The 12499-nt window shown below is 64.3% G+C and carries 12 protein-coding genes; 7 read left to right on the top strand and 5 right to left on the bottom strand.

The genetic code is table 11. The annotated features are described in order from the left end of the window. Positions 1 to 72 precede the first annotated feature (72 nt). The 3 genes from rpoH to ACVWW6_RS08965 are packed head-to-tail and all read right to left on the bottom strand — an operon-like array spanning position 73 to position 3171. A complete protein-coding gene (gene rpoH / locus ACVWW6_RS08975; protein WP_456680554.1) occupies positions 73 to 996 on the bottom strand; it encodes an RNA polymerase sigma factor RpoH in 924 nt (307 codons plus the stop codon). A gap of 60 nt (positions 997 to 1056) precedes the next feature. Next, on the bottom strand, positions 1057 to 2481 hold the full coding sequence (locus tag ACVWW6_RS08970; RefSeq protein ID WP_456680553.1) for an ATP-binding protein: 1425 nt from the start codon (positions 2479 to 2481) through the stop codon (positions 1057 to 1059). A gap of 9 nt (positions 2482 to 2490) precedes the next feature. Continuing rightward, on the bottom strand, positions 2491 to 3171 hold the full coding sequence (locus ACVWW6_RS08965; protein ID WP_304549461.1) for a response regulator transcription factor: 681 nt from the start codon (positions 3169 to 3171) through the stop codon (positions 2491 to 2493). A gap of 491 nt (positions 3172 to 3662) precedes the next feature. Here ACVWW6_RS08965 and ACVWW6_RS08960 point away from each other — a divergent pair, with 491 nt between their 5' ends. Together ACVWW6_RS08960 and ACVWW6_RS08955 are read left to right on the top strand one after the other, a co-directional pair. After that, positions 3663 to 3908 carry a hypothetical protein gene (locus tag ACVWW6_RS08960; RefSeq protein ID WP_028175308.1) on the top strand — a complete coding sequence of 82 codons (246 nt, stop codon included), beginning with the start codon at positions 3663 to 3665 and terminating at the stop codon, positions 3906 to 3908. A 288-nt stretch (positions 3909 to 4196) separates the two neighbouring features. Next, a complete protein-coding gene (locus tag ACVWW6_RS08955) occupies positions 4197 to 4550 on the top strand; it encodes a hypothetical protein (protein ID WP_456680552.1) in 354 nt (117 codons plus the stop codon). 356 nt (positions 4551 to 4906) lie between these two features. Here the strand turns inward: ACVWW6_RS08955 and ACVWW6_RS08950 are convergent, their stop codons facing one another. Further along, positions 4907 to 5863, bottom strand: coding sequence for a MurR/RpiR family transcriptional regulator (locus ACVWW6_RS08950; protein ID WP_011083139.1), 957 nt, complete (start codon positions 5861 to 5863; stop codon positions 4907 to 4909). A gap of 242 nt (positions 5864 to 6105) precedes the next feature. On the opposite strand from ACVWW6_RS08950, the gene ACVWW6_RS08945 reads away from it, so the two are divergent. The 5 genes from ACVWW6_RS08945 (at position 6106) to ACVWW6_RS08925 (ending at position 11459) form a co-directional block, all read left to right on the top strand. Next, positions 6106 to 7647 (top strand): ABC transporter substrate-binding protein, encoded by a 1542-nt coding sequence (locus ACVWW6_RS08945; RefSeq protein ID WP_456680551.1) that lies wholly within the window; start codon positions 6106 to 6108, stop codon positions 7645 to 7647. Between the two features lie 79 nt (positions 7648 to 7726). Further along, positions 7727 to 8671 carry an ABC transporter permease gene (locus ACVWW6_RS08940; RefSeq protein ID WP_161532657.1) on the top strand — a complete coding sequence of 315 codons (945 nt, stop codon included), beginning with the start codon at positions 7727 to 7729 and terminating at the stop codon, positions 8669 to 8671. After that, entirely contained in the window at positions 8668 to 9528 is an 861-nt protein-coding gene (locus ACVWW6_RS08935; RefSeq protein WP_456680550.1) for an ABC transporter permease, read from the top strand. The genes ACVWW6_RS08940 and ACVWW6_RS08935 overlap by 4 nt, the downstream gene beginning before the upstream one ends. Positions 9529 to 9531: 3 nt before the next feature. Further along, entirely contained in the window at positions 9532 to 10506 is a 975-nt protein-coding gene (locus ACVWW6_RS08930; RefSeq protein ID WP_028175312.1) for an ABC transporter ATP-binding protein, read from the top strand. Further along, positions 10503 to 11459 carry an ABC transporter ATP-binding protein gene (locus ACVWW6_RS08925; protein WP_456680549.1) on the top strand — a complete coding sequence of 319 codons (957 nt, stop codon included), beginning with the start codon at positions 10503 to 10505 and terminating at the stop codon, positions 11457 to 11459. The genes ACVWW6_RS08930 and ACVWW6_RS08925 overlap by 4 nt, the downstream gene beginning before the upstream one ends. A gap of 99 nt (positions 11460 to 11558) precedes the next feature. On the opposite strand, the gene ACVWW6_RS08920 is transcribed toward ACVWW6_RS08925, so the two are convergent. Then, positions 11559 to 12437, bottom strand: a complete 879-nt coding sequence (locus ACVWW6_RS08920; RefSeq protein ID WP_028175314.1) for a ferritin-like domain-containing protein — start codon at positions 12435 to 12437, stop codon at positions 11559 to 11561. Positions 12438 to 12499 lie beyond the last annotated feature (62 nt).

Below are 12499 nucleotides of genomic sequence, written 5' to 3'. Positions count from 1 at the left end.
TGCCTGGAGCGAGGGACGCGGGATCTTCGGACAGGTGAGGACGGTCGGAGCTCCGTTCAAATGAAAACGAATTCAGACGTTGCATACGGCGGCGCGTGGCGCATCCTGCGCGGCGAGCATCACGGCCCGCTTGACCTTGGCAAAGGCACGAATCTCGATCTGTCGAACCCGTTCGCTGGAGATGGACAATTCGCGGGCCAACTGATCGAGCGTCGCGGGGCATTCCGTCAGCCGCCGCGCCTCGAAGACATGACGCTCCCGCGCCGCAAGCCTGCCCAGCGCAACCCGCAAGGCTTTGGCACGCCGCTCCGTCTGCTCGTGATCGGCGAGCATCGTCTCGGCGTCGACCGCCCCATCGACCAGCAAGGCTTCCAGCTCGGTTCCGCTTTCCTCGCCACCGACGCGCGCGTTCAGCGACATGTCGCCATTGAGCCGCGCATCCATCTCGATCACCTCACGCGCGGTCACATCGAGCTTCCCGGCGATCAATTCGGCGACGTCAGGCGTGAGCCCTGACATCACGCTGCCGGTGGCTTTCCTGATCTCGCTGCGGAGCCTGAAGAACAGCTTCTTCTGCGCAGCCGTCGTCCCGATCTTGACCAGGGACCAGGAGCGCAGGATGTACTCGTGAATGGCGGCCTTGATCCACCAGATCGCATAGGTGGAGAAACGCGCGCCGCGGCCGGGCTCGAAGCGTGACGCTGCGATGACGAGGCCGAGATTCGCTTCCGCGATCAGGTCGACCATCGGAAGTCCGTATCCCTTGTAGCCGCGCGCCAGCTTGGCGGCGAGCCGGAGATGGCTGGTGACGAGCGCGTCGGCTGCGCCGCGGTCTCGTGTCTCGTGCCAGCGACGTGCCAGCTGCTGCTCCTGACCTGGCTCGAGCAGTTCGTAGCGTCTGATGGCCGCGGAATACGCGCTGAGGAACGGTGCCGATACCGCTGCGCCCGCAGCGGCGACGGAAGCACTCCTCGCAACTTCGTGGCTAATTTGCATCTGTCACTCCCACACTCCAGGCCGGCTGATCGATCTCGAAGGCATTGCGCATCATTCGGCTCATCCCATCAGGTCGGCGTCTGCGTGCCGCAATGTCCGGGACCGGCAGGTGGCGGCCTTGTCCGCCCGTCTGGTCCAGGCGAGGATCTCGATCCGCCCTCCGGGCGCGGGACCGACGATCAGCCGGAAGCCGTGCAGCTTGACGATGGCGGCCACTAGGCTTAGCCCCAGCCCGACGCCCGGCGTGTTGCGCATCTTGTCGGAGCGATAGAACCGCCGCAGCACCGCCTCGCGCTCCTGCTCGCTGATGCCGGGGCCTGTGTCGCTGACACGCACGAGCGCCGCGCCGTCCTCCGCTTCCAGCGCGAGCTCCACCCGTCCGCCCGATGGCGTGAACTTGACGGCATTGTCCACGAGATTGGCGACCGCCTCGAACAGCAGGTCCCGGTCGCCCCACACCTGCACATTGCGCTCGATGACGACACCGAGGGCGATGCGCTTGTCCTCGGCGATGGGCTCGTAGACGTCGCACACTTCCCGCAGGATCTCGTCGAGCGCGACCTCGCCAAAGCCGGCCATGCGACGGCTGTTCTCAATCTCGGTCAGACGCAGCAGGGCGGTGACGATCGCGAGCGACTGGTCGATACCGGCGATCGCCTTGTCGGTAATCTCCTGGAGGTCCTCCAGCGTTGCCGCATGCGTGCGCCCGCGCTCCAGCGCCAGGCGGACGCGCGTGAGCGGCGTCCTGAGATCATGGGCGATGTCATTGCCGACGCCGGCGAGCGCGTTGATCATCGTCTCCATCTCGTCGAGCATGCCGTTGACGATCCCGGCCAGCCGCGCGAATGGATCGTCCGTTCCGCCCTCCGGGAGCCGCTCGCGCAGCTCGCCGGCCACGATGCGCTGGACCCGTTGGTTCACCTCCTCCACGCGTCTCTGGGCGCGGATGCTCAGCCAGGCGCCAGCCAGCAGACAGAGGCTGAAGGCCGGCAGCAAGCCCAGGGCCAGCGCCTGCCCCACCACGCTCGATATCTCGCGCGTCTCATCGACGTTCCGTCCCATCACCAAGACATCGCCGCCATCGAGACGTCTGCCGACCGCCCTGACGACCGGAACGTGGGCTGCCGGCTTTTCGAACAGATCGAGCCGCACGCCCTGCACCGCGCCATCAAGCCCCAGCTCGCGCGGCAAATGGTCGATGTTGCCGGCCAGCCTCGTGCCAGCAGCATCGAACAGTCCCGCGTATTGCACGCCCCTGGAATCCTGCTCGAGATGATCCGCGATCGCGCTTATGCGGCGGGCCGGCGGCAGGTCTGCGATGAAGTGAATCCGTGTGGTGATCATGCGATCGGATCGCGCGACCAGATAGTCGTCGAGCTTCCAGTAGATGAACGCGAACAGGCCGACCACGAACAGCGCGAAGGCGGCCGCCACGGCCAGGGCCCAGAGGAACGTGCTGGAGCGGATCAGCTGGCTCTGGTGCATCTTGCGCCCCTATAGCCGCGAACGCAGAACGAAGCCGGAGCCTCGGACGTTGTGGATCAGCTGCACCTCTCCGGGACCGTCGACCTTGTGACGGAGCCGGCCCATATGCACATCGATCAGGTTCGTGGTCGCCGGGACGAACTTGTAATTCCAGACCTCCTCGAGCAGCATCGCGCGCGTCAGCAACTGATCGTTCCGGCGCATCATGTATTCGAGCAGGCGGAATTCGCGCGGCAACAGTTCGAGCTCGCGCTCGCCGCGTCGCGCGGTCCGCTCGATCAGGTCGATCTCGAGCGGCCCGACATGCAGGATGGTTTCGCGGCTGTCGGTCGGACGGCGCAGCAGCGCCTCGATCCGCGCGACCAGCTCGATGATCGCGAACGGCTTTGTGAGATAATCATCTCCGCCCATGCGTAATCCGCGCACCCGGTCGTCAACCGCGCCGAGCGCGCTCAGGACCAGCACGGGCGTCCTGACCTGGTCCTTGCGTAGCGCCTCGATGACGGCCAGCCCGTCCATTCCCGGCAGCATGCGATCGACGATCATGGCATCGGGGCTCGATGTGCGCGCGCGGTCGAGACCGTCGACGCCATCGCCGGCCCATTGCACCTCGAACCCGCGATCGACGAGCTCGGCGACAATTGCCTCGGCGGTCTCGGCGTCGTCCTCGATCAGGAGAATCCGGTTCATGATCCTCGTTCCGCGTTCCGCACGCCGTTTCGGCGCGCGGTGAGGAAGCGAGGGTTCAGCGGCACGCGGTGTCATGCTCAATGCCCGCCCGCGTCGAACGCGCGGCCCTGATGCCGCCTGACGCCGGCCACTCGCTGCGGTACAGGATAGGCTCGCGTCGCATGGGGCACCATTGAATTGCAATTCATGGTGCGGACCGCGCGCCTCGCGAGCAGCGCCAGTGCAAGGGCGATGCGTGTTGCCAATGTCGTGATCATCTTCCGGGCTCCGCTGCCAACTGCGCTGGATCGAACATATGCCGTCAACGCACGCGCTGTAGTTTCAGGGGCCACGGATGTTATGCATTCGCACGATCGTGGTTGCGACGCCGCTTCGGGTCACGGGCGGTTGAACTGCGGTGAGCAAATCGTGCGTTTGAATCGCGACTGATCGTTCACACGTCGATGACGAGCCGGCTTGGTTCGGCCTGATGTCATCAATGGAGAGAGCGAATGACCACGTCCAAACTGTTGTCGATGGGATTGATCGCAGCCGCCATGCTGGGCGGCCCCGTCATGGCGCGCGAGCACCATCGCGTCGTACAGCAGCCCGCGGTGGAAGCCGATACGGTCGCGACGAGCGCGCCATTCTATCCGGGCGAACGCGCCTGCATTCCGGCACCGCGCGTCGGCGCCTTTGCCACCGCGCCGTGGACCGGCAACAACGTGCCTTGCGAGCCGGGCACGGGCAGCTTCTGATTGCACCAACGCGGCCGGCCGGATGGCTCCGCCGGGCGCTTCACATCGAATGACAGGGAGCGGGCTGTTCGATTCAGCCCGCTCTCTTGCGTGCGCCGCCACCACGCGCGGCGCGTTCACCTTCGCGCGCGGCGCCCGATGTCTGACGCCGAATTCAGTTGGATTGCCGCGCGGCGCACCTACCTCTCCTGCATCACACGCCCGGTCATCAGCAGCCTCGCGCGCACAGCACGATCCGGCAGCGGGCCTCAGGGATGACCGGGCAGCCCAACACGAGAGGAGTTTTCCATGAAACGAGCCATCATGATTCTGGCAACAGCAGCGCTCGCCTCGACGCTCGCGATCGGCGCGGCCGACGCGCACGGTGGAGGAGGTGGCGGCCACGGCGGCTTTGGCGGTGGCGGCTTCGGCGGTGGACATGCGGGCTTTGGCGGCGGCGCGCATTTCGGCGGCATGGGGCATGAGGGCGGCTTCGGCGGCGAGCACCTCGGCTTCGGCGGTCATGCCGACGGTCTCCGCCAGCACGCGTTTCACCACTTCGGCCGCTACCGGCCCGGATATGGATTCTACGGCGCCTATCCGGATTGCTATGATTGGTACGAGTTGCATCCCAACCAGCCGTTGCCGCTGAGCTGCAGCTAGCCCCAACCGCTCAACAGCCATCGGCCCGGACCGACCAAGGCGTATTGCCGTCGTCGTCAAAGATAAAGGCGACGAAACGCGTCGTACCCTTGCGAAGCCAAGATGCTCTCTCGAGAGCATCTTGGCTACCGAACGACTAACAGACTCAATGTTTTCCATGCCGTTCCAACACGAGCCCACTGTTACAGGCTTGAGTTCTACCGGCTCGCTCCAAAATGACGACCGCTCTGATCGCGCAGATTGTCCGATTTGCTCGTCCCGACATCCAAATCTACGACGCGCACGTTTGAGCAAGGGCCCGAGCCTGCGCTGAGAGCGTCAGCAGCGCAACAGTTGGCATGTGCCGGCAGTGCCCTTCAGTCGCCGAGCGGCCCATTTGAATTTCCGTCCGTCCCTTTCAGCAACTCGTATTTGATCCGTCGCATCCGTGTCTGGGCTTCGAGCGGCTTGCAATAGGCCGTCGACGCGGCGAGCAGATCGATGGCCGCGAGAAGGGCATAGCGCGACGCGGTCGGCTTGAGCGCATCGGGCGCTTCGGGCACGTGCACCCCGAGCGCAATATCGGCGATTGAGGCCAGCCTGCTTTGCGGCCTGGTAATCGCGACGACCAGGGCGCCGTATTGCTTGGCGATACCGGCTGCCTCGATCACCTCGCTCGCTGCACCCGTGGTCGAGATGGCGACGACGACATCCTCCTCGCCAAGGGTCGCCGCGATCATGCGCATCAAGCTCGGGTCGGAGGTGTGAGAGACGGCGATCCCGAGACGAAAGAAGCGATTCTGGACCTCCATCGCCGCAAGGGTCGAGCCGCCGCCCACGCCGAAGGCTGCAAGTTTCGAACAGCGCGAGATGGCTTCGGCAGCCCTCTCGATGTCCTCCTTCCGTAGTCCCTCTTCGGCAGCAGCGATTGCGCGACGAATTTCCTGGAACACCGACCGCCAGAGAGCGGGGCGCGCCAGATCCGTGCCGACATGCGGGGGCAGCTCAACGTAAATCCGCCCAACCGCCATGGCTTGAGCCAGCCTCACCTTGAGGTCACGGACGCCGCGACAGCCGACGGAGCGGCTGAACCTGGTCACTGTCGGCTCACTGACACGCGCGCTGCGAGCCAGCTCCGCATTGCTCGCGTGAATGGCAAACTCGACGTCGGCCAGCAGCGCCATGGCAACACGCTGCTCCGAGGGGCTGAGACTCGGAGCACTCTGTCTGATGACAGAGATGATGTCGCCGGCCACGAACGCGTCGCGACGCGACGGGGTCGAGACTGCCGTCCCCGCGGCTTTCGCCGGGTGAATTCGCTTCGCACGCGGCATGCGCGCCCTTCCTCAAGTCGGATTAACCTGCGCCCTTGACCAGGAGATCGTCGTAAGAAACCTTCAGCCTCGATCAATCCACGTATCGACAGATCGGCAGTCTACCGCAATTTTCTACTTGAAACTTAGCATATTCTGTATGTAACTTTCAAACAAACGATAACGCGCCGCCGGGTCAACGCCTGAGGGCGCATCCCCTGCAGGTGAAGGCAGGCGGCTGAAACAAGGTGGGAGGGGCGATCATGAGATGCGACCTCAGTGTCTTGATGCGTGGCGCTGTTGGGATCGCCGCCGCATTGTTTCTCAATGCACACGCCAGCGCGGCCACCCTGCTTCGCGAAGCCACCATCGGCGAACCGCCGCCACTTGACGTCATGCTGACGACTGCCGACGTCGCCTCGGTCATCGGCCGCCACATCTTCGAAACACTGTATGCGCTGGACTCGACCTATACGCCGCGCCCGATGCTGGCCGAGAGCGACCGCGAGGAAGACGGCGGCAAGACCATCGTCATCAAGCTCCGCGAAGGCGTTCCCTTCCACAACGGCAAGGAGATGACCGCCAAGGACGTGGCCGCCTCGCTGACGCGGTGGGGCAACTTCGGTGCGCGCGGCAAGCTCCTGATGGCCGCAGCCACGTCGGTCGAAGCGACGGGAAAGTACGAAGTCACGCTGAAATTGTCCGCGCCGAACGGCGCCTGGAAGAACCTCATTGCGGACGTCAATGGTGGCCTTGCGATCTATCCGGAAGAAATCGCCGCCAATGCCGGCAACCGGCCGATCGAGCAGAAGGACTATATCGGTACCGGGCCTTACAAGTTCGTGGAGTGGAGGCCGAACCGCTATGTCGAGGTGGAGAAATTCGATGGCTACAAGCCGGTGAAGGAAAAGGGCGACGGGTTCGCCGGCGCCCGCATCGCCATCTTCGACAAGATCCGGTTCATTCCGGTCCCGGACGTCGGCACCCGCGTGAGCGGCGTGCAAGCCGGCGACTACGACTATGCGGAAATGATCTCTGGCGATCTGTACGAGTCCCTGAGCAAGGACCAATCGGTCCAGGTGCAGCGTACGAACGCGCCGATCTTCGGCCTTTTCTTCATGAACTCGAAGCAGGGAATCCTGAAGGACAACTACAAGCTCCGCCGCGCCATCCAGACCGCGCTGGACAAGTCGCAGGCCCTGCGCGTCGCCTTCGGCTCCAAGGACCTGTGGAACGCCGAGGGATCGATCTTTCCCAAGGGCACGCCCTGGTACTCGGCGGAAGGCGTTTCCGGCTACAGCCCGCACGATCCAAAGAAGGCCAAGGAGCTCGCCAAGGAGGCGGACTACACGGGGGCTCCGATCCGCCTTCTGGTCTCGACAAACTATCAGGCGCACTACGACGAAGCCTCCGTCTTCACTCGCCAACTGGCCGACGCCGGGATCAATGTTCAGATGATGGTCGTCGATTGGGCGACGCTTCTGAAGATGCGAGGCCAGCCGGAGCAGTGGGACATCTTTGTCACCCACCATTCGTTCTCGCCCGATCCGCTGCTCCTCACGTTCCTGAATGCGAGTTATCCCGGGTGGTGGGACAGTCCCGAGATCAGTTCGCTTCGGGCCGAGCTGATCAAATCGACCGATCCGACCGCACGCAAGGCGACATGGGACAAGATCCAATCGCTGATCTACGACCAGGTGCCGGTCATGAAAGTGGGCGATGCCTACACCTATGACATCGCTTCTCCGAAGTTGAAGGGACTGAACCCGAACGGTCCCGTGTTCTGGAATGTGTCCACGAAGTAAGGACGGGCAATGAGACCGCTGGGAATGTCGAGCGCCGTCACCGGCGCGCATCATCGCCGCTGATCAGCCGCACAATCACATGTGGTCTTACGCACTCAAGCGCGCGGGAACGACGGCGGTGACGCTTCTGGCGGCGTCCGTTATCATCTTTGCCTTCATCCATATCGTTCCGGGCGATCCCATCTACGTCCTGCTCGGTGACACCGCGACCCCCGATCAGATCGACGCTCTGCGACACCAGCTCGGTCTCGATCAACCGATCATCCTGCAATATCTGACCTGGATCGGCCATGTGCTCGAGGGCAACCTCGGACGGTCGATCTTCTTCCAGGCGCCGGTGCTGTCGGTGATTGCCGACGGTGCCGAGACCAGCGCCTTGCTCGCCACCATGACGATGATCTGGGTTACGCTCATCGGCGTGCCGATCGGCATGATCGCGGCGGTTCGGCACGGCACCTGGCTCGACCAGGGGCTATCCGGCGCGGCGATGCTGATGGCCTCGATTCCCACGTTCTGGGTCGGGCTCTATTTGATCCTGATCTTTGCCGCGTGGCTTGGCTGGTTTCCGAGCTCCGGTTATCCATCGATCTTCGAAGGCGGGCTCGTCAATCTCCGCTATCTCGTCCTCCCGAGCCTGGCGCTTGCAGCGCCGAATGCCGCGCTTATTCTGCGGCTGACGCGCGCCAGCATGCTCGACGTCTCCCGCGAGGATTACGTGCGCACGGCGCGTGCAAAGGGCATCCGACCCTGGCAGGTCGTGGTTCGGCACATCCTGCGCAACGCGCTCCTGGCGGTGGTCTCGGCATTCGGCTTCACCTTCGCGGCGCTGCTGTCCGAAGCGGTGGTGACCGAAACCGTATTTGCCCTGCCGGGTATCGGCCGCCTCGTCGTACAGTCGATCCTCCGCCGGGACTATCCGGTGATCCAGGGCGTCATTCTGGTCATCGTCGTCGTGTATCTCCTGATCAACCTGATCGTCGATCTGAGTTATCGCCTGCTCGATCCGCGGGTCGAACTCCAATGAGCCGCGCCGGCGCGACCCTTTGGCTGAAGCCGTTCGTCGCGCGCCCGATCGCGCTGGTGGGGCTCGGCATCCTGCTGGGGACCGTGCTCGCCGCGTCTTTCGCGCCCTGGCTCGCACCTTACGATCCCTACGCCATCGACCCATCGATCCGTCTGACACCTCCGAACGCGCTTCATTGGTTCGGTACCGACCAATTTGGCCGGGACACCTTGTCACGCGTCATCCACTCGGCGCGCATGGCGCTCCTGATCGGTTCGGGCGTGGTCGTGTTCGCGCTTGCGACGGGCGTGCCGATCGGCGTTCTGTCCGCCCTGTTCCCCCGGCTCGGTCACCTGCTGATGCGCCTGGTCGATGTGCTCATGGCATTCCCGAGTCTGCTGCTCGCACTTGGGCTGATCGTCGTCCTCGGCCCGAGCGTGGCCAATGCCATTCTGGCGATCGGGCTCGGCTACATGACGACGACGACGCGCATCGTTTACGGTCTGACGCTGCGCTTGCGCGTGGAGACCTATGTCGAGGCATCCCGCAGCATGGGCGCCGGAACGGCATGGCTCATCGGCAAGCACATCTTGCCGAACCTGATCTCACCGCTTCTTGTGCAGGCCAGCTTCGTCTTCGCGTTCGCGCAGCTTGGCGCGGCATCGCTCGATTTCCTGGGCCTGGGCGCTCCGCCGGAGATTCCGAGCTGGGGCAACATGCTGGCGGAATCGCGCACCTTCATCACCCGAGCCCCGTGGCTGCTGTTCTTTCCGGGCATGATGATCGTGGCGACTGCATTTTCGCTCAACCTGGTCGGCGATGCACTGCGCGATCGTCTCGATCCCCGGTTCCGTCAGGTCTTTAGCGAGAAGGGCTAGATCGTGCTGTCCGTTCGCGACCTTACGGTGTCATTGGGCTCGGAGACCACACCGGTCGACATCGTCGCCGGCGTGTCCTTCGAACTTGGCAAGGGCGAAATCCTCGGCCTCGTCGGCGAATCCGGCTGCGGCAAGAGCATGACCTCGCTTGCGGTGATGGGATTGCTGCCGCAGCCCGGCCCGCGGATCCGGGCCGGCCGGGTCCTGTTGGAGGGCTGCGACGTGACGCAGCTGCAGCCCTGGCAGCGCGTCGAAGCGGGCCACGGCCGGATGGCAATGATCTTTCAGGAGCCGATGACCTCGCTTAACCCGGTTCGTCGGATCGGCGATCAGATCGCCGAAGCCGTGCGCGTGCATGATCGATCTTCCGGTCCCCCGGCGATCGCCCGGGCGCGCGAACTGCTCGAGCTGGTGCGCATGCCCGATCCCGCAATGCAGCTGTCGGCGTATCCGCATCAATTGTCCGGCGGCCAGCGCCAGCGGGTCATGATCGCGATCGCGCTGGCCTGCAGGCCTCAGGTTCTAATCGCCGATGAACCGACCACGGCACTGGATGTCACCATCCAGGTGCAGGTTCTCGGGCTGCTGCGCGAGCTCTGCAACCGCCTCGACATGGCGATGTTGTTCATCACCCACGACATGGGGGTGATCGCGCAGCTCGCCGATCGCGTGTCGGTCATGTATGCGGGCCGGATCGTGGAGACCGCCGGCGTCGAGGCGTTGTTCGGCAGACCGCGCCACCACTACACGCGCGGACTGATGGACTGCATGCCGTCGCGGAATTCCGGCGCGCGCCGCCTGCCAACCATAGCGGGCCAGCCGCCGGCGCCCGGCACGGTCGGCGCTGGCTGCGTCTTTGCCTCACGGTGCGCAGCGGTGCGTGCGTCGTGCCGCACGGCGGCCCCACCGCGCGCGGAAGTTTCTCGCGGACACGAGGTGCTCTGCGCCTTTCCCCTGGACGGCGGGGGACCGCGATGAACGGAAACACCGTCCTCGACATTCGGGATCTTGAGGTCTCCTTCAGCGTCAAGCGCGCCGGCCGAAAATATCAGGTGCGGGCGGTGGATGGTGTGTCGCTGTCGCTGGCAGAGGGTGAGGTGCTCGGGATCGTCGGCGAGTCAGGCTGTGGCAAGACCACGCTGGGCCGGTCCATCGTGGGGCTGGCCCGGCCCGACAGCGGCACCATCAGCTTCAAGGGAACGGACATGACGGGCGCCAGCCTTCGCAACATGCGCCTGAACATCCGGATGGTCTTCCAGGATCCCTATGCATCGCTCAACCCGCGGCGGTCGATCGGAGACTCGGTCGCGGAGGCTGGCGATATCAATGGTTTCTTCACCAGTCGCGCCGAGCGCAGCGCGGCGATCGCCGCCACGCTGACGGCGGTCGGCCTGGATCCGTCTTTCGCCGCGCGCTATCCGTACGAACTGAGCGGCGGGCAGCGGCAACGGGCCGGCATCGCACGAACAATTCTTCCCTCACCGTCCATCGTGATCGCCGACGAGCCGGTCTCAGCCCTCGACGTGTCCGTGCAGGCCCAGGTGCTCAATCTGATGATGGATCTGCGTGAGCAGCTGAGACTGTCGATGCTGTTCATCTCCCACGACCTCGGCGTCATCGGACAAATCAGCAATCGCGTTGCGGTGATGTATATGGGGCGGATCGTGGAGCAGGCCGCAACGCGGACGGTTTTGGACGATCCGCGCCATCCCTATACACGTTCGCTGGTGGCGGCAATTCCGAAGCCGGACCCATCCAAGCGGATTCTCGGCGCGATCGAAACGGGTGAACCGCCAAGCCTCTTCAAGCGGCCAAGCGGCTGCGCCTACGCCCCACGTTGCCCGATAGCCAGCCATCGCTGCCTGGTCGACGTTCCCGAGCTTCGGTCTGCCGGCGCGGACGGTAGAGCAATTGCCTGCCATAACGCGTAGCCGGATTCGTGGGCCTGTCGGATCGACTTCGCGCGACCAGGAAACCGATGGCGTACGGCCAGGACCGGGCACGGAGACGAACGACGTCGCATTCAACCTTCACGCCACCGTCAACGAGCGCAACCACGCTAAGCGAGCGATGGCCCCTTCCGCCAATTCTTGTAGCAGCACGACCTGGGTTTGATCGCTGGCGCTTTCGGCGCTCTCCAGGTAGCCGTCGGCCAGCGCTTCCGAGATCGTCTCCGCGTCGCGCTGTTCGAGTGACACCGGGAATTTCCCGATGCCCTCGGCTTTCTCGGACATCTGCATCGTCTCTTCAACAAGCTCCCGTGTGCGGACCGCTGCAGCCCCGGCGAGACCGCGTTCCAAGTCGGCAAGCTGCGCTGCGAGACGGAGCTCCAGTGCGCGCGCATCGATCTGCATCACGGCCGAATCGTCGCGCCCCCTCCGTTCGGTTTGCTCATGCTCCTTATGGTAGGCGCGACGCCGTTCCTTCCTCAGTGTCGAGATATGTCCGAGTTCCTCACGCGCCATGGCTTCGGCGGCCTGCTTGATCTCCAAATCCCGGGAATAGGCGGCGACGTAGGACCAGAATGCGAAGGCGCGTTCCTCGTTGCGAACCGCCATGGCCAAAGCGCGGTAGGGGGTCGTCAGCCGGGAGGTTTCGATCTCCCTTGCCGTCTCGGCGTCGAAGGTTTCGGGCGCCTCCCATCGAACCAGCGCCGGATCCGGCGCCTTGCCGCGGCGCGATTGTGACCATCTTGCGACGCTGTCGACATGTTCGCGCTCAGCGGCGGCGAGGTTAGCGAAGACCTCGGCCAGGGCATCCTTGTTCTGCCGTCGCATCTCCTCCGCCAACGCGGAGTATCTTTTCGCAGCCTCCTCTTCCATGGCGTTGGCGAGAGCGAACAACTCGTCGAGCGACTCGAGCGTTCCGGCCGGCTCGCTCATCAGCAGCGAAGTTCGTAGCAACGGCATGACGAGATCCTCACGGAACAATTGGCGAGCTTGATCCAGCGCAAACACTCTTTCGGTTGACA

Source organism: Bradyrhizobium sp. USDA 3311 (assembly GCF_054062495.1).
Note: the sequence above shows the minus strand (reverse complement) of the source record. Positions and strands in the feature narration are given on the sequence as shown.

Coding starts and splice junctions, on each gene's coding strand:
- rpoH (WP_456680554.1), bottom strand. CDS start 996: ATGCAAATTAGCCACGAAGTTGCGAGGAGTGCTTCCGTCGCCGCTGCG.
- ACVWW6_RS08970 (WP_456680553.1), bottom strand. CDS start 2,481: ATGCACCAGAGCCAGCTGATCCGCTCCAGCACGTTCCTCTGGGCCCTG.
- ACVWW6_RS08965 (WP_304549461.1), bottom strand. CDS start 3,171: ATGAACCGGATTCTCCTGATCGAGGACGACGCCGAGACCGCCGAGGCA.
- ACVWW6_RS08960 (WP_028175308.1), top strand. CDS start 3,663: ATGACCACGTCCAAACTGTTGTCGATGGGATTGATCGCAGCCGCCATG.
- ACVWW6_RS08955 (WP_456680552.1), top strand. CDS start 4,197: ATGAAACGAGCCATCATGATTCTGGCAACAGCAGCGCTCGCCTCGACG.
- ACVWW6_RS08950 (WP_011083139.1), bottom strand. CDS start 5,863: ATGCCGCGTGCGAAGCGAATTCACCCGGCGAAAGCCGCGGGGACGGCA.
- ACVWW6_RS08945 (WP_456680551.1), top strand. CDS start 6,106: ATGAGATGCGACCTCAGTGTCTTGATGCGTGGCGCTGTTGGGATCGCC.
- ACVWW6_RS08940 (WP_161532657.1), top strand. CDS start 7,727: ATGTGGTCTTACGCACTCAAGCGCGCGGGAACGACGGCGGTGACGCTT.
- ACVWW6_RS08935 (WP_456680550.1), top strand. CDS start 8,668: ATGAGCCGCGCCGGCGCGACCCTTTGGCTGAAGCCGTTCGTCGCGCGC.
- ACVWW6_RS08925 (WP_456680549.1), top strand. CDS start 10,503: ATGAACGGAAACACCGTCCTCGACATTCGGGATCTTGAGGTCTCCTTC.
- ACVWW6_RS08920 (WP_028175314.1), bottom strand. CDS start 12,437: ATGCCGTTGCTACGAACTTCGCTGCTGATGAGCGAGCCGGCCGGAACG.